Raw genomic sequence first — 18,862 nt, 5'->3', positions numbered from 1 at the left:
CCTTTTGACAGCTGCTGGACCGGCCCGCAGGACTAATCACCCACTGTCTGAAAGCTCAACGGGACACGTCATGCTTGATAGCGCTGAACTACTCGGCCAGACCCTGGGCGACTGGTCGGGCCACCCCAACAAGGCATACGTCGGGAAGATCGACCGGGTACAGGCATCCTCGACCCAAGCGTGGACGCCGGAGTACTACATCGATCACTACCTGCAGTCGCACAACCGACCGGTCACGCACTGGAACCGCAACGTGGTATCCGCGGCCCTCGGCAAGTTCAGGGGGCGGGCGCCGTTCAAACGGTGGGAGCTGGACGAGTTTCTCGACAACACCTGGCGCTTCGCACCGGACTGAGCCACTGGCACGGTCGGCATCGGGCACGATTGCTCACACGCGTGTCGATCGGCCCGCCCTTCATCCGTCGACAGACTGAAAGCCCCCTCGCTGTCCGAACCTGGAGAAGGAACATGCCCGCCAAGAACACCATCTGCCTGTGGTACGACGGCACTGCCCTGGACGCCGCCACGTTCTACGCCGAGACCTTTCCCGACAGCACCGTGGGCAACGTCCACCGCGCGCCCGGCGACTTCCCGGCCGGCAAGCACGGCGACGTGCTGACGGTGGAGTTCACGGTGATGGGCATTCCCTGCCTGGGCTTGAACGGCGGACCGGCGTTCCCGCAGACCGAGGCGTTCTCCTTCCAAGTGGCCACCGAGGACCAGGCCGAAACCGACCGCCTGTGGAACGCCATCGTCGACAACGGCGGCCAGCCGAGCGCCTGTGGCTGGTGCAAGGACAAATGGGGCCTGTCCTGGCAGATCACGCCACGCGCCCTTACCGCTGCGATCACCGATCCGGATCGGGCGGCGGCCAAGCGCGCATTCGACGCCATGATGGAAATGACGCGGATCGACATCGCGGCCATCGAGGCCGCGCGACGAGGCTGAACGGCCCGGCTGTCGCGACAACTGCGGAACGCGGTGGCAAAAAGCGTGTCCCGCGCTGTAAACCTGCCCGCGACAGGTAAATGCCCGTTCACGAAAGTATTTGATTCCCGGCCGCACAGTTATTACTGTGCACAGGCTGGGTTTCAAGGGTCACGTGAACTGTGGCCCGTGCTGTAGAGGCAGTTTCACCTACACCGTTGCACCCGTTTCCTCCTTGTGACCAGCAAACCGCCGCATCCATGCGGCTCATCCATCCGCTCCAAGGAGATACAACGATGTCGCAACCTGAAACCGGTACCGTCAAGTGGTTCAACGATGCCAAGGGCTTTGGCTTCATCAGCCGCGCCAGCGGCGATGACGTGTTCGTGCACTTCCGCTCGATCGTGTCCTCGGGCTTCAAGAGCCTGCAGGAAGGCCAGAAGGTGTCCTTCGTCGTGACCCAGGGCCCGAAGGGCCTGCAGGCCGACCAGGTCCAGCCGCTCTAAGGCTTACGCCTGTTCCGAGAAAAGCCCGGCCTGGTGCCGGGCTTTTCTTTTGCGTGCGTTCCCGACGTCTTCAGGGCGACCGCGACGGCTCAGTCGGGCTGGTGCCCGGCCCATCTTCCTGCCTGTCGCCTTCGCGCACGGGACGCTTTTTCGCCTGCTTGGCATCCTGCTGCTTTTTCTTGGCCAGTTCGCGCTGGCGCTTTTCGAACGCATAGTTGATCTTGGGCAATCGGGAGTCCTCTCGGCTGTGGTGAAGGCTGCCATCGCCGCGGGCGGCCGTCGTGTGCAACGAGCGCCGCGGTGGGCGGCGGGGTCCGGCATGTGCGGATGAGTGCGTTTGCGACAGGCCGCCAGCGGCCACGAAGGGCGCACGGGGGATGCGGATGGCGACAAGGCATCCTACACCGTCGCCCGCGAGGGCGCCTTGCAGACGATCTTCGCGCCGGCTGCCCTGCCATTTGATGCGATCATGACGAATGACTGATTTCTCCTCCCTTCCCCTCAAGCCCGCCCTGCTCGTCAGCCTCGAAACCCACGGCTACGCCGCCATGACCCCGGTGCAGGCGCAGAGCCTGCCGCCGATCCTCGCCGGACGCGACGTGATCGCCCAGGCGCGCACCGGCAGCGGCAAGACCGCCGCTTTCGGCCTGGGCCTGCTGCAGGCGCTGGACGTCGACACCATCCGGCTGCAGGCGCTGGTGCTGTGCCCCACCCGCGAACTGGCCGACCAGGTGAGCAAGGCGATCCGCCGGCTCGCCGCCGGCCTGCCCAACGTCAAGCTGCTGACCCTGTGCGGCGGCATGCCGCTGGGACCGCAGCTGGCCTCGCTCACGCACGATCCGCACATCGTGGTGGGCACGCCCGGCCGCGTGCAGGAACACCTCAAGCGCGGCAGCCTGCACGGTGGCGGCATCAAGGTGCTGGTACTGGACGAGGCCGACCGCATGCTCGACATGGGCTTCGGCGAGGCCATCGACGACATCGTCGGGCGCATCGCCAAGCATCACCAGACGCTGCTGTTCTCGGCCACTTACCCCGAAGCGATCCGCACGGCCAGCCGTCGACTGCAGAACGACCCGATCGAGATCACCGTGGAGACGCCGGCCGAGGCTACGCCGGCGATCGAGCAGCAGTTCATCGAGGTGGAGCCGGTGCAGAAGATCGACGCGCTGGCCCAGCTGCTGGCCCGCGACCACGACCAGCACGCGCTGGTGTTCTGCAACATGCGCCGTGACGTGGACGCGGTGGCGCAGGATCTGGACCGCCGTGGCTTTTCCGCCCTCGCCCTGCACGGCGACATGGAGCAGCGCGACCGCGACGAGGTGCTGGTGCGCTTCGCCAACCGCAGTTGCAGCGTGCTGGTAGCCACCGACGTGGCCGCGCGCGGCCTGGACATCGCCGCGCTGCCGCTGGTGGTCAGCTACGACATCGCGCACGACCCGGACACGCACACCCACCGTATCGGCCGCACCGGCCGCGCCGGCCAGTCGGGCGTGGCGATCACGCTGTGCACGCCGCGCGAGCGGCCCAAGGCCCAGAACATCGAAGAAGCCCTGGGCGAACCGCTGCCCTGGCGCGCGTTCAAGCTCGCGCCGCCACGCGGCAAGACGCTGCACCTGGCGCCAATGAAGACCCTGGTGATCGACGCCGGGCGGCAGGACAAGCTGCGCCCCGGCGACATCCTGGGCGCGCTCACCGGTGAGGCCGGCCTCGAGGCCGGGGACATCGGCAAGATCGACGTCTACGCCACCCGCGCCTACGTCGCGATCACCCGCGCACTGGCGAACAAGGCGCTCGAACGCTTGCGCGCCGGTCGCATCAAGGGGCGCAACTTCCGGGTGCGTCCGCTGGGCTGAGCAAGGCCGTGCGGCAGGTCACGGCTGGTCGCAAGGCCCAGCTGGCAGTCATGCCCCAGCGGTCATAATCCGCCCTTCCATGAGCACCCATACCCACGCATAAAAACTCCCACCGGCCTGCAGGAGCTGATTGACGACGGCGTCATCGACGAGGTCCTGCGCCCGCTCAAGAGCGGCAAGGAAGCGTCCGTCTACGTCGTGCGCTCGGGCGAACAGGTGCGCTGCGCCAAGGTCTACAAGGACATGGCACAGCGCAGCTTCCAGCAGCGCGTGCAGTACCAGGAAGGCCGCAAGGTGCGCGGCAGCCGGCAGGCGCGGGCCATCGGCAAGGCCAGCAAGTTCGGTCGCAAGGAGGCCGAGGCCGCCTGGAAGAACGCCGAGGTGGACGCGCTCTACCTGCTGGCCGACGCCGGCGTGCGCGTGCCCAGGCCCCATGGCTACTTCAACGGCGTGCTGGTGATGGACCTGGTCACCGACGCCGATGGCCAGTCGGCGCCGCGGCTGGGCGAGGTGGAGCTGTCGGCCGACACCGCCCGCGACTACCACCGCACCCTGGTCCGCCAGGTCGTGCGCATGCTCTGCGCCGGCCTGATCCACGGCGACCTTTCCCCCTACAACGTGCTGGTGGCGCCCGACGGTCCGGTGATCATCGACCTGCCCCAGGTGGTCAGCGCCTCGGGCAACAACGCCGCCCGCACGATGCTGCGCAGGGACGTGGGCAACATCACCATCAGCCTCGCGCGTTTCGCGCCGGAACTGCTGGACACGTATTACGCCGAGGAAATGTGGGCGCTGTTCGAGCAAGGCGAACTGCGGCCGGACAGCGAGCTGAGCGGCCGCTTCGCATTCGACGAAAGCGAGGTCGACGTGGACAGCGTGATGCAATCGATCATCGACGCCCGCGAAGAAGCGATCATCCGCCAGCAGGGGCGCGAGGCGGCGCTGGCCGGGGACTGAGCAGGCCGGAGCTGAAGGAACGCCAAGGCGCTTGACCGTCTCCTCACCGCGTCATAAGGCGGGCTGTCCGACGATGCGCCCGGCGCGGCAGAAAGCCCGTGCCTTCCCTCATTCCGGAGTTCGGATATGGCCAACAGCGACAACACCCGTGGCGGCTCGCACGAGCAGCACGTCAAGGCAGGCGAGCAGAGCCACAAGAACGACGACAGGTCGAAGTCGGCAGGCAGCTCGTCCGGCAATCACGGCAGCCAGGGCGGCACCCACGAGCAACACGTGAAGGCCGGCCAGCAGAGCCACAAGAACGACTGATCCATCCCACGCAACGATGTCGCATCGAGAGGCGCTACGGCGCCTCTCCGCGTTCCAGCCGGACCCGGCGGGCCGAATCCGATATTCGCGTGGAAGCCTGCCTGCGCCGCCTTGGTACCGATCCGGCCCGGGTGAGTATCGATGCACGTCAACGCCGATCGCGCGCAGCACAAGCCACGACGGCTACGGAACGGTGTGCGCGGGACGCGTCAACCCGCCCGTCAATCGCGCCGCTGCGCCACCGACAGGCCAATCAGCCGCGAGACCACCAGCGCCAGGTACATCACTCCGGTGAACATCTCCAGGCTGGCGATGGCGCGCGCCAGCGGGCTGAGTGGGATCACGTCGCCAATCCCCGTGCTGGTGAACAGCGCGAAGCTCAGGAACACCAGGTCGGTCCAGGCCCGCGGCGCGCCGACGTCCACCGCACCGCCGAACGCGCCGGGCTGCCATGCCTGGCACAGCACCAGCAGGTAGCTGAAGGCCCACACCAGCAGGGTCAGCGTGGCGCCGGCGGCGTAGAGCTCATCGGTGGTGGCGCGCCGGTCGGCCAGCATGTACGACACCAGGCTACCGGCCGCATAGAAATAGAACGCCGCCTCGAGCGCGGCCTGCCAGGGCAGCAACTGCTCGATTCCCAGGCCGATGTACAGCGCGTTCAGCACCACCGCGGCGGCCGCCAGGCACAGACCCGGCCACAGGCGCGCCGAGGTGTGGCCGATCATGCGCAGCGCCAGCAGCAGGATCAGTACCCCGAAAGCGCCAACCAGGATGCGTGCGGCATGCGTCTGTTCCACGAACGGATAGAGCAGCACGCAGGCCAGTTGTGCCAGCAGCAGCAACGCCGAAGGATGTCGCCGCAGCAGCACCCGCCATCGTAAAGATCGACGGTGGGAGGATGCTTGGGAAGCTGGCATGTCGACTCCGGTTGGGAAGGGAATGGCTCCCGGCCCGCTAGGTTACGTCGCCAGCGCAATCCACGGCAGAGCCGCCTGCTTCGCACCGGCGGCTGCGGGATGCCTCGGACAGGCGCAGTCCGGGCTGCCAGGCCCCCGATGGGGAATCGAAGCGGGGCTGTTGCCGGACATCCGCGAACGCCTTTCACCCAAATCAGAAAGCAAGGAGGATCCCCTCGTACGAGGACAACCGCCGACGTGCTGGCGTGTTCCGCATCGAGATCGCCCATCGTCGGGCAACCCCACTACCGGCGATGATGGAACGTTCACCGACAACAGGCGCTTTGAAGCCCCTCGGCACAATCCACCGCTGCGTCAGCGGCGCTCCACACGCGAGCGCCGGCGACACGGCGCATCCGCGCGACATGCGCATCAGGAGGCGCCATTGCCGGGTGCGTTCGCTCGACGGAAACGGGTCCCCTGCCTCGCAGCCGGTCAGAAAATGCTGAGCACCCCGAGCATGCCGAGCAACGCCAGCACGAAGAGGATGACGAAGACCCAGAACAGGATTTTCGCGATGGTGCCGGCGATACCGGACAGCGTGCCAAAGCCCAGCCAGCCGGCGATGAGCGAAACGATGGCAAGAATGATGGCCCAGGTCAGCACAGGCTTTTCTCCTCGGGTATGCGTGTGCAGGACAGCGGTCATTGCACGGTGAAAGGAAACAGCGACGGCAAGCGGCCAACCTACGGGCGGTCCCGTGAATGCGCTGCGCAGGAAATCGCAAGGCAGGCGTCCCGCCGCACTGCGGCGACTTGCCAAAGCGCTCCGGTCCGCCGGAGAGGGTCGCTGCCGACACACCAACGCGAACCCAGCGAGCGCAGCCCGACGGCACGGCCAGGCAGGCGCGTGGCGTCTTCGCATCGACCTCCCCAAGGCGGACTATGCTCGCGGATATGGTCACGAGTGGAGACGACCCATGCGCATACTCATCACCGGCGCAACCGGCCTGGTCGGCCAGGGGGTGCTGCGCGAGTGCCTGCGTGCCCCGGACGTGGCGCAGGTGGTCGCGTTGGTGCGACACGCCACCGGCATCCAGGACGCCCGGCTGGAGGAACTGCTCTGCCCGGACTTCGCCAAGGTGGAAATGCTGGGTGATCGGCTGGCGGGTTTCGACGCCTGCCTCTACTGCGCCGGCGCACCGCTGGTGGGGATCACCGCGGAGGCCTATCGCCATGTCACGCTGACGCTGACCCTGAAGGTGGCCGAGGCCTTCGCCAGGCACAATCCGGAGGGGCGCTTCCTCTACATCTCCGGCGCCTATTCGGACCCGGGCAGCCGGATGATGGTGGCAAGGGCCAAGGGCGAGACCGAGCGTGCCCTGGAGGCCTTGCCGATCACCACGGTCATGCTGCGGCCCGGCGGCATCCGCCCGGTGGAAGGCATCCGCTCCTCGCACAAGCCGCTGGACCTTTTGTATCGGCTCGGCTCGCCCGCGCTGGCCCTGGCGGTGCATCTGCTGCCCGGCCAGATGACCACGACCGCCCGCGTCGGCAGGGCGATGCTCGCCCTGGCGCGTGATCCGTCGCCGCCGCCGGTGGTGGAGAACGATGCGATCAATCGCCTCGGGCGCGAGCCTTCGCCCACCGCAGAGGCGCCAAGCCCTCTTCCCTGAAGGCGAATCAGACCCTTCGCTGGATGGTTCGTAAACCCCGTCGTCCCGAGAGGCTCGCACCGATCCTTCCCCCGCGCGCGGGGGAAGGTGCCCGCAAGGGCGGATGGGGGAAGCCTTGCCAAGAGGTGCCATTCCTCTCGCGTGCGCTCCACCAGCAGGTCCAGTTGCCGGCAGGAGGCCAAAGCGCACTCCTGCCGGCGTGCGGCGGCGAATTACCTGAAAGGCCGCCCCGCGCGTCGGTCACCAGATGCGCACGCGATCCTGCGGCGCACGCCACATCGGCTGCCCGGGCTTCACGTCGAACGCCTGGTAGAACGCGGGGATGTTCGACATCGGCCCGAGCACGCGCCACTTGGCCGGGGCATGCACGTCCGACAGCAGCCGCTGGCGCAGCCGCTGCTCGCGCTGCTGGCTCATCCAGCCCAGCGCGTAGCCCAGGAAGTAGCGCTGCGTCGGCGTCAGCCCGCCGATCCTTTTGCCTTGCTTGAACTGCGCCGTCTTCTCGAAGGCTTCGAGCCCCAGCAGCACGCCGCCGTAATCGGCGATGTTCTCGCCCAGGCTGGCCTTGCCGTTGATGTGCAGGCCGGGCAGCGGTTCGTAGCTGTTGAACTGGTCGACCATCTTCTGCGCGGCCGTATTGAAGCGCTCCGCGTCCTGCGTCGTCCACCAGCCCGACAGGTTGCCCTGCGCGTCGTACTGGCGGCCCTGGTCGTCGAAGCCGTGGGTGATCTCGTGGCCGATCGTGCTGGCGGCGACGTAGCCGTAGGCGACCGCATCGTCCACCTGATCGTCGGGTACGCCCGGCACCATGAAGATCGCCGCCGGCAGCACGATCTCGTTGTTGGACGGGTTGTAGTAGGCGTTGTAGGTCTGCGGGGTCATGTCCCATTCGGTGCGGTCGACCGGCTTGCCGAACTTGGCCAGGTTGTCCTGGAACTGCCAGCGGCGTGCCGCCATGACGTTCGCGGCATAGGACTGGCGGCCCACCACCAGCGCCGAATAGTCCTTCCACTTGTCGGGGTAGCCGACCTTGGGCGTGACCGCCGCGAGCTTGGCCAGCGCCTTGGCCTTGGTCTGCGGGCTCATCCAGTCCAGACGCTCGATGCGGTCGTGGAAGGTGGCGCGGATCGCCTCGACCATCGCCTCGTAGCGCTGCTTGGACGCAACAGGAAAGTACTGCTTGACGAAGATGCGCCCGAGCACCATGCCCATCGCGTCGTTCTCTTCATCCAGTACACGCTTCCAGCGCGGGCGCTGTTCCTGCTGGCCGGACATCGCGCGGCCGTGGAAGTGGAAGTGTTCCTCGTCCAGCGCGGTGGACAGGAACGGCGCGTAGCCGTCCACCAGGTGATAGCGCAGGTAGTCCTTGAGCACCGGCAGCGGCGTCTCGCGCAGCAGGCGGTCCTCGGCGGCAAAGAACTCCGGCTGGCCGACAATCACGTAGGTCGGATGGATGGCCCACCCTGCCAGCCGCGCGTTCCAGTCGATCAAGGGCGTGTATTTCGCGGTGAAGTCCGCCGGCGCCAACTTGTTGTAGTTCTTCTCCGGATCGCGCAGGTCCTCGAGCCTGCGCGAGGCCTTCGCCAGCGCCGTCTCGAAGGCCATCACCTGCGTGGCGGCCGCGTTTGCCGCGGCGCGGTCGCGACCGAGCAGTTCGAAGGTGCGCGCCATGTGCTGGACGTAGGCGGCGCGGATTTTCGCCACGCCCGCTTCGGGGTTGAAGTAGAAGTCGCGCTCGGGCAGGCCCAAACCGCCTTGGTAGATCTGCACCGCCATGGTCGCGCTGTCCTTGTCATCCTGCGCGACGCCGATGCGGAACAGCGCGCGATCGCCGATCGGCTTGAGCGCGAACACCGTATCGAGCACGCCCGCGGGTGAGCTGATGGCGTCGATGCGCGCCAGCTCCGCATGCAGCGGCTGCAGCCCCAGGCGGTCGGCCCTGGCCACGTCCATCGCGGTGGCCCAGAAGTCGCCGATCTTCTGCTGGTCGCTCCCGGGCGCCGCCTTCTGCCTGGTTGCGGACTCGCTGATCCCGCGCAGCCGCGCATACAACGCGTCGTCGACCTCGTTGCCGATCCCCCACGCCGCCTCGGACGCCGGAATCGGATGCGCCTTCAGCCAGGCACCGTTGGCGTACTGGAAGAAATCCACGCCCGGGTCGACCGAGGTGTCGATGTGCGACGCCAGGAAATCGCCGGAGGACGCGCGATCCGCGGCACAAGCGCCGGCGGCATGGAACACGAGCACCGCCGACAGCAGCGTGACGCGGAGAGAAGTTGCCAGACGAGCCATGAATTGCTTCCGAAAAAGGGGGAGGGCAACCTTGCGCGCAGCAAGGTCATGCGTGAAACCGTGGAGTGGCGGTTTGCCGCAAGCGGAGAGCGAAGCCCAAGGGACTTCGCCCCCCGCCATGCGCCTACGGGATCACCCGGTCCGGTTCCGTCGTGGAGGGAGGACTTTCGACAATTTGAACCGCAGCGTTGGTGATCTCTGTGGCCAGTACGGCATCGAAACCACCGAGCAGCAGGTCATGCGTGGCCACGTTGAACAAGCGGTTCAACGCCGGCCGCTGCGCCAGCAGTACGTCGGCAAAGCCGCCCTGGCCCAGCGCCAGCCGTCGATATTGCCCTTCGCACCACTGCCGGAACGACTCCAGCACGTCACGGAACTGGGGGCCGGCATCGTTGATGCGACTCCTGGCCAGCGCAGGCTTGTTCGCGGCCAGACACAGTTCGCGCTCCACGGCCAGCGCCGCAGGAATCAGATCCAGCATGCCCAGCATGAACTGAAGGGCCAGTTCGTATTGCGCCTGGGTCGTCTGCTCCGGCGATTCGACCAGCTGCGGCAACCCCCGGATAAACACGAGCAACTGGTGTCGCGACCTGGCCAGATCGTCCAGGCGCAGCTCGGCCTGGCTGGCCATCTCGCCTTGCGGCGCACGCGATTGCAGCAATTCGGAGGCGGCCTGGATGGCGCCGGTGTAGTCGCTCATGCGATCGAGATACTCGCGACGATCCTGCTGATCGACGGTCAGCGCGACGCCCTTCACCGCGCGCTCCACCGTGTCGATCTTGCGCGCGAGATAGGCCGTGGCCACCACGATCGCGCCCACGACGACCGCCGTGCTCACCGCCGTCGCCGTGACCGCTGCCGCCTGCGCCCCTTGGACGGCCCGGCCGATCTGCAGCAGTTGCTCGGCAGATTCCAGCTCCTGTGCGCTCACCGGAACCAGGGGCAGCTGCGCCACGATGCCCGTCTTGCCGGAATCTGCTGCCCAATAGACGTTGCCGTTCGAGGCGGACAACGTCATCGTCTTGGCTTTCAGGCCCTCCAAAACGTGGGCCGAGACGCGCGACAAATCCACGCGCAACAACGAATCAAGGACGGCGCTCATGCGACCTCCCTCGCGTCCATGGGCGACAGCAGAACCCGACGTCGGATACGGATCACTTCGAGCACGGCCGGCAGGGTCACCCGGTAGGCCGGGCTGGTGAGCAACATCAGCGCCGAGGTCGCCGCGGCAACATTCAATCCCGGCACCAGCGCCGCGCCCATGCGGGGCGCCACCACCGCCAGTACGGTCGGCAAGGTCAGACGTGCCAGGAAGGGAAGCGTGGTGGAGGCTATGGCCGGTGCGGCGAGTGCCGCCAGGTACGAAACCTTTGCATCGATGGCGATGCGCTGGAGCAGGTCGTCGAGCGCCACGTTTCCCTGCAGGCATTCCTTCAAGCCGGCGCCGTCAGCCACCTCCTCCATGATCCGGGCCAGGTTTTCCGGCTCGAACTTGTCCTTCCCGCCGCAGATCAAGGCGACCAGCAACTGGTCCTCCAACTCCTTGATGTCGGTTGACGGTTTGACGCCGAGTTTCAGATGGTCGCAAATGTCGATGACGATCTCGCGGTAGGCCACCCCGGTGTGATCCTGGGTGAGGCTGCGCCAGGCGTTGGCGATGGAGTCGCCGCCATACGCCTGCAGTTCGGCCGCAATGGCTTTCCAGGCCGGCCGCAGGTCCCCCTGCCCGGCTGCCGCCCGGTAGGACGGATCGTCCAGCAGCTGTTGCGTGCGACGCTTTTCTCCGTCGGACTCGTCATGGGTAAGGACGCGAACCAGCCGTTGCAGGTCGTCATGACCGGACAGGGCCAACACCGCCAGACCCTCGTCCTTGCGATACTTCAATGCCATCGTTTCCCCTTTGCTTGAAAAGCTGCTGTGCGCCATCGCCGGTGCGGCGGGAGCGCAGGGAAGATTACCCGCAACCGTCCCGCCCGGCGTACGCGCTGCGGCAAGGGTGTCCGGCAGGTGCCACCGTCCGCAGGCATGCGCGCCAGAAGCACGACCGGCCTGTCCACACCGGCGCGCGCTCCCGCGCTAAACTATTGGTTTTGCCCCGAAAAGCATGGCGCAAGCTGCACTCCGCCCGACGGTTCGCGGGCCCACGTTCATCCGTCTGCTGGCGCGCCTGGCAGAGGTCGACGTGGCCGCGCCCGGCCCGTCGTTGCCCGACCGGCTGGGCCAGTGGCTGGACTGGAACCACGCGCTGTCGCTGGCGGCAGCGCTCGATGGCAAGCCCGCATCACCGCCGGCCGACTCACCGCCCGCCGCGGACCTGCACGCCGAGTGCATGCGGGCACGCGAGGCGCTGGCGACGGCGATCCAAGGCGATCCACTGCTGGCGCCTGCGTCGGCCGATACCGGCCACGACTTTGTCGCCTATCGCCAGCTTTGCCTCGCTCGCCAACGCGCCCTGCAAGCGACCACCGGTCGCCTGCGCGGCAAGCTGCGCGACGCGCTCATGCAGGCCTCGCCCGAGCTGGTGCGGCTGGCCGAGGTGGACGCGGTGATGGAAGCGACACTCACCTCGCGCGAGCACACGCTGCTGGCCAAGGTGCCCGACCTGCTGCACCACCGCTTCGAACGCCTGCGCGCCGCCGGGCACGCCTCTCCTACCTGGCTCGATGGCTTCCGCCGCGACATGCAAAGCGTGTTGCTGGCCGAGCTCGATCTTCGTTTTCAACCGGTCGACGCGCTGCTCGCGACGCTTCGCACCTCCTGACACGGTTCTCCATGTTCAAACGTCTGCTTCTTCTTTCCGTATTTGCCCTGGGCCTGGCCGCGATCGGCTGGATCCTCCTCGGCTACGTCGGCAACAATCCGCTCGGCATGGCCGTCGCCTTGCTGATCGGCGCCTGCTACCTCGCCGGCGCATTCGAGCTGTTCCGCTACCGGCAGGCGACCGCGACGCTGCGCCAGGCGGTCGATGACCTGACCGAGTCGCCCGCCGATCTCGGCCGCTGGGTCGAGCGCCTGGCCCCGGGCCTGCGCCACGCGGTGCGCCTGCGCGTCGAAGGCGAGCGCGCCGCGCTGCCGGCACCGGCTATGACGCCGTACCTGGTCGGCCTGCTGGTGCTGCTGGGCATGCTAGGCACCCTGCTGGGCATGATGGCCACGCTGCGCGGCACCGGCACGGCGCTCGGCAGCGCCAGCGACCTGCAGGCGATCCGCGGCTCGCTGGCCGCGCCGGTCAACGGCCTGGCCTTCGCCTTCGGCACCTCGATCGCCGGTGTCGCAAGCTCCGCCATGCTCGGCCTGCTCTCCGCACTGGTGCGCCGCGAACGGCTGCAGGCGGTGCACGCGCTGGACGGGAAGATCGCCAGCACCCTGCGGGTCCACTCGCAGGCGCACCAGCGCGAGGAAGCCTTTCGCCTGTTGCAGCAACAGGCCGCCGCGATGCCCGCGCTGATCGATCGCCTGCAGGCGATGGCCACGGCACTGGAGCAGCAAGGCGCTGCCGCCCACGAGCGCCAGCACGCCGATCGCGAGGCGTTTCACCGCCACACCGAAGAGGCGTACACGCGCCTGGCGCGTTCGGTCGAACAGTCGCTGCAGGCGAGCGTGACCGATAGCGCGCGCACCGCCGGCAGCGTGCTGCAGCCGGTGGTCGAATCCACCCTGGCCAGCCTGGCCCGCGAGAGCGCGGCCATCCAGGCCAGCGTAGGCGACGCCGTGCAGCGCCAGCTCGAGGGCCTCGCGAGCGGCTTCGACACCACGGCCCGCACCGTCACCGGCATCTGGAACGACGCGCTCGTGCAGCACCGTCAGGCCAACGAAGCCCATGCACAGGCACTGGGCGACGCGCTCGCCCGCTTCGCCGACACCTTCGAGCAGCGCTCATCCACCCTGCTCGATGGCGTCGCCGCACGCCTGGACGAAAGCGCCGAACGCACTGCCGAAGCCTGGCAAGGCGCACTGTCGAAGCAGGACGCGGTCCATGCGGAACTGGCCGAGCGCCACCGGCACGCGCTGGCCGCCGCCAGCGAAACCTTGCAATCGCACGCGACCGCGCTGGTGCAGGCGGTCAACCGTTCGCACCTGGAATTGCAGTCGGCGCTGCAAGCGCGCGACGAGGAACGCCTGGCCACCTGGGCGCAGAAACTCGACGCGCTCACCGCGGAACTCGGCGCCCAGTGGCAAGCGACCGGCGACGCCACCGCCAGCCGCCAGCAAGCCATCTGCGACACGCTCGAAGAGACCGCCGGCGCCATCGCCACGCAAACCCAGGCCGCCGCCAGTCAGACCCTGGCCGAGATCGCCCGTCTGGTCGAAGCGGCGTCCGAAGCGCCGCGCGTGGCGGCCGAAGTGGTCGGCGAGCTGCGCCAGAAACTTTCCGACAGCATGGTCCGCGACACCGCCATGCTGGACGAACGCAGCCGCCTGCTGGCCACACTGGAAACCCTGCTCGATGCGGTCAACCATGCCTCCACCGAGCAACGCAGCGCGGTCGATGCACTGGTCAGCACCTCCGCCGAGGTGCTCGACCGCGTCGGCAACCGCTTCGCCGCGCAGATCGAAACCGAGACCGGCAAGCTCGACACCGCGGCCGCGCAGGTCACCGCCAGCGCGGTGGAAGTGGCCAGCCTGGGCGAAGCCTTCGGCGCCGGCGTGGCGCAGTTCGGCGCGGCCAACGACGCGTTGATGGAGCGCCTGCAACGGATCGCCGGCGCGCTCGACGCCTCGCTCGCCCGCAGCGACGAGCAGCTTGCCTACTACGTGGCGCAGGCAAAGGAAGTAGTCGAGCTCAGCGTGCTCTCGCAGCAGCAGATCATGGCCGACATGCAGCAGCTCGCCGGCCGCCGTTCACCCGGCAAGGCGAGCCAGGCATGAACGCCCTTTCCCACCCCGGCAGGAGTCCGCTTACGGGCGATGCTCCTTTCAAAAAGCTGCACCAGACACCGCCCGCAAACGGGCTCCCACAAGCATCCACGGCGCGGTCGTCCGGCGGCAGGCCATGAGCCACGAAGTCGAGTTCGAGGGTGAATCGACCGCCCCCATCTGGGCCTTCGGCGACCTGATGTCGGTGCTGCTGGGCGCGTTCGTGCTGATCCTGGTCGGCGTCATCGGCGTGCAGCTGCAGCTCTCGCACAAGCTCGAAGTGGCCGAAAAGCAGCGCCTGGCCGAGCAACAGCGGCGCACCACGCTGGAACAGGCGCTCGCCACGCCGCTGGCGCAGGGCCGCGTGACCCTGGTCAACGGCCGCATCGGCATCCGCGGCAACCTGCTGTTCGCGCTCAACTCCGACCAGCTGCAGCCCGAGGGGCGCGAGCTCATCCAGAGCCTTGCCGCACCGCTGGCGCAGTACCTGCAATCGCGCGACGAACTGCTGATGGTCAGCGGTTTCACCGACGACCAGCCCGTGCACGGCGACAACCGCCAGTTCGCCGACAACTGGGAGCTCTCCGCCCAGCGCGCGCTGACCGTCACCCGCGCGCTGATCGGCGCCGGCGTGCCAGCCAACGCGGTGTTCGCCGCCGCTTTCGGCGCGCAACAGCCGGTCAGCCCCAACACCGACGACACCGGACGGGCGAAGAACCGCCGCGTCGAGATCGCCCCGATCCCGCGTTCCTCGGCCGCGAACGCCACGCCGACCACCGATGGCCGCTGACGCGACCTCAGCCATCCGCGCGCAGTTGATCGCGGCGATGGAAAGGCGCGCGGCCGCTCTCGACGGCGAGGCGCGGCGCACCCTGGAGGCGCGGCTGGCCGAGCTGCGTGTTGCATCCACCGTGGTGTCCGACACCCACGCGGCCCCGTCTCCCGCGGGCCCGCTGCGCGAACTGCTCGACCACCTTGCCGACGGGGTCGTCCCCGGCCGCGCCGCCTATCCGGACATCCCCGCGCTGGCCGACTTTCGCCAGCTCTGGGCCACGCTCCGCGCCGAAAACCAGCTGCAGCAGTCGGTGGCGCACGTCCCCACCGACGCCGGCCCGCTCAACTCCACCGCCCTCGCCAGTCGCGCCATCGCGCTGATGCGCGAGCTGTCGCCGACCTACCTGAGGTCGTTCCTCGCCTACGTGGATGAACTGTCGTGGCTGGAAAACCTCGGTGGCACGGGTGCGGCCACCACCGCCAGCGCGGCGACGACCAGAAAGCGCGCCCGCCGCAAGCCGCAGGCGTGAGCCTCGACGTTCCAGCGAATCGACCTGGCCACGTCCTGGAGCGCGATGGATGCCCGCTTTCGCGGGAATGACGCTCCCAAAATCCGGGCGTGCGGGTTCATTGGAGGTTCGTCTTCAATCCCCAAATCACTTGATCGAGGCCACGTGCTCGACCAATTGATCCAGGGCGATGTCGGTGCCCTCTTTCCAACCCGATTCCTTGTTGGCGGCAACGTCGGCCTCGTTCCGGTGGAGCGCGGTGAAGACGTAGCGCGTTCCCGCTCCCTGCGGTTCGAGCGTCATGATCGCGGTGATCGGAACATCGTCGAAGACGGCCGGGCGATAGCCGGGAAACAACATGGACGTCCAGACCAGCCGTTCCATCGGCACGACGTCCAGGAAGCAGCCGAGGTTGGGCACCTCCCGGCCATCCCCGACTGCGATGTCGATGCCGAAGACGCCGCCTGGACGCAGGTCCATCTCGCAGCGCGCGACGCGCCCCCACGCCTTGGGCATGTACCACTCCTTGACGTGCTCGGGCTGGGTCAAGGCTTCCCACACCAGTCGCGGCGGTGCGTCGACGAACCGTTCGAAAACGATGTCGAGCCTGGGATCGAACGCAGATGGCTTGCTCATGCTTGCGATTCCTTTTCCTTGAGTTGTCTGACGTATTCGTCGAACCGGTCGAGCCTTGACTCCCACAACTTTCGCCTCTCGGCGAACCAGTCTTCGGCGGCCTTGAACTTCTCCGGTGCGATCTCGTAGGTCCGCACCCTCCCCTGCTTGCTGGATTTCACCAGGCGGCTGCGTTCGAGCACGGACAAGTGCTGCACGAACGAAGGGAGCTTCATGTCGAAGGGCGCGGCCAGCTCGCTAACCGTGGCCGGGCCGCTGGACAACTGCTCCAGGACCTTTCGTCGGGTCGCGTTGGAGAGGGCGTAAAAGACGTCGTCGACCGTGGCTGCTTGAGACATGTGGATGCCGGCAATGGAGGATCGGATCGGATCCGACGGCCGCAGTCTGGCAGTCGGCTTTACTTAGGTCAATACCTAAGTTTCGGCGCAGTCCACTCCGGTGACTGGCCCATCCGCCGCCCAGCGCAACCGCCCCAACCCCCGGCCGGGCCACCCGCGGATCGACGCGTCTTCAGCTACGGAAATGCTGGCCGACAGCATCAGACACGTTCCATCAACCGTGTAGGGAACTTCCCGTTCCGCGGAAGATGTGATCGCTGCCGCGTTCTCCTGCCCAAGCGCGCCGGTTTTTAGTGTGACGTGGTTCGCATTGCACTCGTCAAGTGCGTCGGGCCATCGGGCCCTTTCTGCCAACGTGGTCATAAATCTGCGGTTCAGGCGTTCCTGTCGAGCTTGCTCAGACACGTGAAGGATGTGCATTTTTGTCGTGAGCTTCGCGTGACGAAGTTTGCCCGACAAAACGACCTGAGACCTGCCTAAAATGACTTTTTTTGTTAAGAACCAAAAGCTTGCGACCGTTTCTCGGACGTCCGTCTCTGCAAAGCGCTTTGTGAAGAAGCCGTTGATGCTGGCGTTCACTGCCCTGGCCCTGTCTGCCGTCGCAGCCCCCTCGGTTGCCGCCAACTGGTGGAACCCCAAGCCGCGCACCGTCATCGGCGGCGCCTATGTGAACGTGCACCAGAAGGGTGCGCTGGGCAACGGCGTGCATGACGACACCGCCGCCATCCAGGCCGCGGTCGACTCGCTGCCGACCTCCGGCGGTACCGTCTTCATTCCGGCTGGCCACTACATGGTCAACGCCACCAAGCCGATCAAGCTGCGTTCGCACACCCGCCTGAAGCTCGACCCGGCCGCCACCCTGGAAGTGATCCCGACCAGCGCCGGCCGCTACATGGTCATCCAGATCTACAACGCCACCGACGTGCGCGTGGTCGGCGGCAACCTGGTCGGTGACCGCGCCAAGCACAAGGGCACCACCGGCGAGTGGGGCTACGGCATCAACGTCACGGCGTCGAAGAACGTCGTGCTGAAGAACATCAACCTGTCCAACTTCTGGGGCGACGGCATCTGGGTTGGCGCCAAGGACGTCGGTCGCGAGCACGTGCGTTCGGACTACGTGACCATCAACGGCATCGTGTCCAGCAACAACCGCCGCCAGGGCATGTCGATCGGCCCGGCCCAGCACGTCTACATCGTCAACAGCACCTTCCAGAACACCAACGGCACGCTTCCGGAGGCGGGCGTCGACATCGAGCCGATGAGCGAAGGCCTGACCAACACCATCCGCCTGGAAAACAACAAGTTCATCGGCAACAACGGCAACGGCATCGAGATGCACGCCCACATCTCCGACATCGCCATCGTCGGCAACACGATGCAGGGCAACCGTGGGTTCGGCGTGCTGGGCGTGTCCGCGCCGGGCGTCGTCGTCACCGGCAACACCATGACCGAGAACGGCCTGGCGGGCGTGCGCCCCAGCGGCAAGTCGCATGACTGGTCGATCACCGGCAACACGCTCAAGTACAACAGCACCCGCTACATGTCCGCAACCAAGAACGGCGGTGCGCTTAGCCGCGACCTGCAGTTCGGCGCGAACACCTACAACATCAAGGTGTCGAACAACATCTTCTCCAACGCCAAGTACAACACCTACACCCGCTAAGCCTCATCGGCTGGGTACTCCGCGGGGCAGCCTTCCGGCTGCCCCTTTTTTTGGTTCATCGCGGAATGCCGGGGAACGCGGCACGGATCTTCAGGAAGAAATATTCCTGATCCCGGTAGCCGTAAGCCCTGCGCTTGATGACCTTGATGGTGTTGTTGATCCCTTCGACGACGCTAGTGTTGAGCGGGTGCCGGCATCGGGAAAGGATGCCGTGCAGATAGGCCTTGAGCCGTTGCGCGAAGAGCGCCAGGGCGGCGATACCGCTGGTTTGGGCCTGCTCCAGCCAGTGCTCCCACGCACGCTTGGCCCCGCCGGGCCGGCGGTGAAACCACAGCCGTTTCAGCTCGTCCTGCATGAGATAGGCGGTAAGCAGGGGTTGGTTGGCCTGCAGCAGCTCCTTGAGCTGCACCTCCTGGGAAGGCTCCAAGTTGTCCCGATTACGCAGCAGCAGCCAACGGCTGGATTTGATGACATGACGCGCCGGTCGGTCATGACGGAGCTTGTTCGCTTGGTCGACGCGGACGCGGTCGATGACTTCGCGGCCGTACTTAGCGACGACGTGAAAGAGATCGAAGACCACCTCGGCGTTGGGGCAGTGAACCTTGATCTCCAGCTCATAGGCCGTCGTCATGTCGATCGCCACGGCGTGGATCTGCTCGGCCACACC

The 18,862-nt window shown here is 67.0% G+C and carries 22 protein-coding genes; 12 read left to right on the top strand and 10 right to left on the bottom strand.

All coding sequences use genetic code 11. From position 1 onward, the window contains the following. The first annotated feature begins 70 nt into the window (after positions 1 to 70). The 3 genes from J7I44_RS00520 (at position 71) to J7I44_RS00510 (ending at position 1,433) form a co-directional block, all read left to right on the top strand. Positions 71 to 355 (top strand): hypothetical protein, encoded by a 285-nt coding sequence (locus J7I44_RS00520; RefSeq protein WP_209614507.1) that lies wholly within the window; start codon positions 71 to 73, stop codon positions 353 to 355. Between the two features lie 113 nt (positions 356 to 468). Then, entirely contained in the window at positions 469 to 948 is a 480-nt protein-coding gene (locus J7I44_RS00515; protein ID WP_209614506.1) for a VOC family protein, read from the top strand. A 275-nt stretch (positions 949 to 1,223) separates the two neighbouring features. After that, complete coding sequence (locus J7I44_RS00510) at positions 1,224 to 1,433, top strand: cold-shock protein (RefSeq protein ID WP_209614505.1); 210 nt, start codon at positions 1,224 to 1,226, stop codon at positions 1,431 to 1,433. A gap of 70 nt (positions 1,434 to 1,503) precedes the next feature. Here J7I44_RS00510 and J7I44_RS00505 read toward each other — a convergent pair whose 3' ends face one another. Beyond that, positions 1,504 to 1,662, bottom strand: a complete 159-nt coding sequence (locus tag J7I44_RS00505) for a hypothetical protein (RefSeq protein ID WP_209614504.1) — start codon at positions 1,660 to 1,662, stop codon at positions 1,504 to 1,506. Between the two features lie 247 nt (positions 1,663 to 1,909). On the opposite strand from J7I44_RS00505, the gene dbpA reads away from it, so the two are divergent. From dbpA to J7I44_RS00490, 3 genes are all read left to right on the top strand, one after another. Beyond that, the gene (dbpA, locus tag J7I44_RS00500; RefSeq protein ID WP_209614503.1) at positions 1,910 to 3,289 is read left to right on the top strand and encodes an ATP-dependent RNA helicase DbpA; all 1,380 of its coding nucleotides are present in this window, start codon (positions 1,910 to 1,912) and stop codon (positions 3,287 to 3,289) included. Between the two features lie 99 nt (positions 3,290 to 3,388). After that, positions 3,389 to 4,246, top strand: a complete 858-nt coding sequence (locus tag J7I44_RS00495; RefSeq protein ID WP_342451858.1) for a PA4780 family RIO1-like protein kinase — start codon at positions 3,389 to 3,391, stop codon at positions 4,244 to 4,246. A 126-nt stretch (positions 4,247 to 4,372) separates the two neighbouring features. Beyond that, complete coding sequence (locus tag J7I44_RS00490) at positions 4,373 to 4,555, top strand: hypothetical protein (RefSeq protein ID WP_209614501.1); 183 nt, start codon at positions 4,373 to 4,375, stop codon at positions 4,553 to 4,555. 221 nt (positions 4,556 to 4,776) lie between these two features. Here the strand turns inward: J7I44_RS00490 and J7I44_RS00485 are convergent, their stop codons facing one another. Continuing rightward, positions 4,777 to 5,472 carry an ion channel gene (locus tag J7I44_RS00485; protein WP_245187826.1) on the bottom strand — a complete coding sequence of 232 codons (696 nt, stop codon included), beginning with the start codon at positions 5,470 to 5,472 and terminating at the stop codon, positions 4,777 to 4,779. A gap of 474 nt (positions 5,473 to 5,946) precedes the next feature. Then, the gene (locus J7I44_RS00480; RefSeq protein ID WP_245187825.1) at positions 5,947 to 6,159 is read right to left on the bottom strand and encodes a DUF1328 domain-containing protein; all 213 of its coding nucleotides are present in this window, start codon (positions 6,157 to 6,159) and stop codon (positions 5,947 to 5,949) included. Positions 6,160 to 6,430: 271 nt separating this feature from the next. Between J7I44_RS00480 and J7I44_RS00475 the strand changes: the two genes are divergently transcribed. After that, the gene (locus J7I44_RS00475) at positions 6,431 to 7,126 is read left to right on the top strand and encodes an NAD-dependent epimerase/dehydratase family protein (protein ID WP_209614499.1); all 696 of its coding nucleotides are present in this window, start codon (positions 6,431 to 6,433) and stop codon (positions 7,124 to 7,126) included. Positions 7,127 to 7,366: 240 nt separating this feature from the next. Here the strand turns inward: J7I44_RS00475 and J7I44_RS00470 are convergent, their stop codons facing one another. The 3 genes from J7I44_RS00470 to J7I44_RS00460 all read right to left on the bottom strand — a co-directional run bounded on the left by J7I44_RS00470 (position 7,367) and on the right by J7I44_RS00460 (position 11,344). Continuing rightward, positions 7,367 to 9,418: a M13 family metallopeptidase gene (locus J7I44_RS00470; RefSeq protein ID WP_209614498.1), complete on the bottom strand. Its 2,052-nt coding sequence runs from the start codon at positions 9,416 to 9,418 to the stop codon at positions 7,367 to 7,369. 124 nt (positions 9,419 to 9,542) lie between these two features. Next, on the bottom strand, positions 9,543 to 10,520 hold the full coding sequence (locus J7I44_RS00465; protein ID WP_209614497.1) for a hypothetical protein: 978 nt from the start codon (positions 10,518 to 10,520) through the stop codon (positions 9,543 to 9,545). Beyond that, complete coding sequence (locus J7I44_RS00460; protein WP_209614496.1) at positions 10,517 to 11,344, bottom strand: YaaW family protein; 828 nt, start codon at positions 11,342 to 11,344, stop codon at positions 10,517 to 10,519. Before J7I44_RS00460 ends, J7I44_RS00465 begins: the two co-directional genes overlap by 4 nt. A 178-nt stretch (positions 11,345 to 11,522) precedes the next feature. Here J7I44_RS00460 and J7I44_RS00455 point away from each other — a divergent pair, with 178 nt between their 5' ends. From J7I44_RS00455 to J7I44_RS00440, 4 genes are all read left to right on the top strand, one after another. Further along, the gene (locus tag J7I44_RS00455) at positions 11,523 to 12,179 is read left to right on the top strand and encodes a DUF3348 domain-containing protein (RefSeq protein ID WP_209614495.1); all 657 of its coding nucleotides are present in this window, start codon (positions 11,523 to 11,525) and stop codon (positions 12,177 to 12,179) included. Positions 12,180 to 12,190: 11 nt separating this feature from the next. Then, positions 12,191 to 14,287 carry a DUF802 domain-containing protein gene (locus J7I44_RS00450; protein ID WP_209614494.1) on the top strand — a complete coding sequence of 699 codons (2,097 nt, stop codon included), beginning with the start codon at positions 12,191 to 12,193 and terminating at the stop codon, positions 14,285 to 14,287. Between the two features lie 124 nt (positions 14,288 to 14,411). Next, positions 14,412 to 15,065: an OmpA family protein gene (locus tag J7I44_RS00445; protein ID WP_209614493.1), complete on the top strand. Its 654-nt coding sequence runs from the start codon at positions 14,412 to 14,414 to the stop codon at positions 15,063 to 15,065. Then, positions 15,055 to 15,579: a DUF2894 domain-containing protein gene (locus J7I44_RS00440; RefSeq protein ID WP_209614492.1), complete on the top strand. Its 525-nt coding sequence runs from the start codon at positions 15,055 to 15,057 to the stop codon at positions 15,577 to 15,579. The genes J7I44_RS00445 and J7I44_RS00440 overlap by 11 nt, the downstream gene beginning before the upstream one ends. 126 nt (positions 15,580 to 15,705) lie before the next feature. Here the strand turns inward: J7I44_RS00440 and J7I44_RS00435 are convergent, their stop codons facing one another. The 3 genes from J7I44_RS00435 to J7I44_RS00425 form a co-directional block, all read right to left on the bottom strand. Then, on the bottom strand, positions 15,706 to 16,194 hold the full coding sequence (locus tag J7I44_RS00435; protein WP_209614491.1) for an SRPBCC family protein: 489 nt from the start codon (positions 16,192 to 16,194) through the stop codon (positions 15,706 to 15,708). Continuing rightward, positions 16,191 to 16,532 (bottom strand): ArsR/SmtB family transcription factor, encoded by a 342-nt coding sequence (locus tag J7I44_RS00430; RefSeq protein WP_209614490.1) that lies wholly within the window; start codon positions 16,530 to 16,532, stop codon positions 16,191 to 16,193. The genes J7I44_RS00435 and J7I44_RS00430 overlap by 4 nt, the downstream gene beginning before the upstream one ends. Before the next feature lie 75 nt (positions 16,533 to 16,607). After that, the gene (locus J7I44_RS00425; RefSeq protein ID WP_209614489.1) at positions 16,608 to 17,111 is read right to left on the bottom strand and encodes a hypothetical protein; all 504 of its coding nucleotides are present in this window, start codon (positions 17,109 to 17,111) and stop codon (positions 16,608 to 16,610) included. On the opposite strand from J7I44_RS00425, the gene J7I44_RS00420 reads away from it, so the two are divergent. After that, positions 17,098 to 18,195, top strand: a complete 1,098-nt coding sequence (locus tag J7I44_RS00420) for a right-handed parallel beta-helix repeat-containing protein (protein WP_209614488.1) — start codon at positions 17,098 to 17,100, stop codon at positions 18,193 to 18,195. The genes J7I44_RS00425 and J7I44_RS00420 overlap by 14 nt on opposite strands. A 55-nt stretch (positions 18,196 to 18,250) precedes the next feature. Here J7I44_RS00420 and J7I44_RS00415 read toward each other — a convergent pair. Further along, on the bottom strand, positions 18,251 to 18,862 hold a 612-nt coding region (locus J7I44_RS00415), incomplete at its 5' end, for an ISL3 family transposase (RefSeq protein ID WP_209614487.1).

Origin of the sequence: Frateuria flava (assembly GCF_017837635.1) — a bacterium.
Taxonomy (GTDB): Bacteria; Pseudomonadota; Gammaproteobacteria; order Xanthomonadales; family Rhodanobacteraceae; genus Frateuria_A; species Frateuria_A flava.
This window is presented reverse-complemented; position numbering and strand designations above follow the sequence as displayed.

Coding starts and splice junctions, on each gene's coding strand:
- J7I44_RS00480 (WP_245187825.1), bottom strand. CDS start 6,159: ATGACCGCTGTCCTGCACACGCATACCCGAGGAGAAAAGCCTGTGCTG.
- J7I44_RS00470 (WP_209614498.1), bottom strand. CDS start 9,418: ATGGCTCGTCTGGCAACTTCTCTCCGCGTCACGCTGCTGTCGGCGGTG.
- J7I44_RS00420 (WP_209614488.1), top strand. CDS start 17,098: ATGCTGGCGTTCACTGCCCTGGCCCTGTCTGCCGTCGCAGCCCCCTCG.
- J7I44_RS00450 (WP_209614494.1), top strand. CDS start 12,191: ATGTTCAAACGTCTGCTTCTTCTTTCCGTATTTGCCCTGGGCCTGGCC.
- J7I44_RS00475 (WP_209614499.1), top strand. CDS start 6,431: ATGCGCATACTCATCACCGGCGCAACCGGCCTGGTCGGCCAGGGGGTG.
- J7I44_RS00520 (WP_209614507.1), top strand. CDS start 71: ATGCTTGATAGCGCTGAACTACTCGGCCAGACCCTGGGCGACTGGTCG.
- J7I44_RS00440 (WP_209614492.1), top strand. CDS start 15,055: ATGGCCGCTGACGCGACCTCAGCCATCCGCGCGCAGTTGATCGCGGCG.
- J7I44_RS00430 (WP_209614490.1), bottom strand. CDS start 16,532: ATGTCTCAAGCAGCCACGGTCGACGACGTCTTTTACGCCCTCTCCAAC.
- J7I44_RS00515 (WP_209614506.1), top strand. CDS start 469: ATGCCCGCCAAGAACACCATCTGCCTGTGGTACGACGGCACTGCCCTG.
- J7I44_RS00460 (WP_209614496.1), bottom strand. CDS start 11,344: ATGGCGCACAGCAGCTTTTCAAGCAAAGGGGAAACGATGGCATTGAAG.
- J7I44_RS00485 (WP_245187826.1), bottom strand. CDS start 5,472: ATGCCAGCTTCCCAAGCATCCTCCCACCGTCGATCTTTACGATGGCGG.
- J7I44_RS00465 (WP_209614497.1), bottom strand. CDS start 10,520: ATGAGCGCCGTCCTTGATTCGTTGTTGCGCGTGGATTTGTCGCGCGTC.
- J7I44_RS00490 (WP_209614501.1), top strand. CDS start 4,373: ATGGCCAACAGCGACAACACCCGTGGCGGCTCGCACGAGCAGCACGTC.
- J7I44_RS00455 (WP_209614495.1), top strand. CDS start 11,523: ATGGCGCAAGCTGCACTCCGCCCGACGGTTCGCGGGCCCACGTTCATC.
- J7I44_RS00435 (WP_209614491.1), bottom strand. CDS start 16,194: ATGAGCAAGCCATCTGCGTTCGATCCCAGGCTCGACATCGTTTTCGAA.
- J7I44_RS00445 (WP_209614493.1), top strand. CDS start 14,412: ATGAGCCACGAAGTCGAGTTCGAGGGTGAATCGACCGCCCCCATCTGG.
- J7I44_RS00510 (WP_209614505.1), top strand. CDS start 1,224: ATGTCGCAACCTGAAACCGGTACCGTCAAGTGGTTCAACGATGCCAAG.
- dbpA (WP_209614503.1), top strand. CDS start 1,910: ATGACTGATTTCTCCTCCCTTCCCCTCAAGCCCGCCCTGCTCGTCAGC.